Origin of the sequence: Streptomyces durocortorensis, from assembly GCF_016901035.1 — a bacterium.
Lineage (GTDB): Bacteria > Actinomycetota > Actinomycetes > Streptomycetales > Streptomycetaceae > Streptomyces > Streptomyces durocortorensis.
Window position 1 is genome coordinate 1 of sequence record NZ_JAFEUF010000594.1, and the last position, 273, is coordinate 273.

1 protein-coding gene is annotated in these 273 nt (G+C 65.9%); it reads right to left on the reverse strand.

Annotated features, from left to right (window positions below; all coding sequences use genetic code 11):
- A partial coding sequence (locus tag JS521_RS36205; protein ID WP_239488318.1) for an NAD(P)-dependent oxidoreductase occupies positions 1 to 273 on the reverse strand: 273 nt, incomplete at both ends.

The window sequence follows — 273 nt, forward strand, 5'->3', positions numbered from 1 at the left end:
ATGTTCTTGCCCATCGCCTGGAACAGTGGCAGCGCGCGTTCGAAGGCCGCTTCGCTACCGCCGACCATGATCGACAGGGTGGCCGCCTTGGCGCCGACTTCACCACCGGATACCGGGGCGTCGAGGTATTCAGCGCCGGTGGCCTTGATCTTCTCGGCGAACTGCTTGGTGGCAGTGGGGGAGATCGAACTCATGTCGATCACCACCTTGCCGGCGCCGACGCCGGCGGCCACGCCATCGGCACGGAACAGCACGTCTTCGACCTGCGGGGTG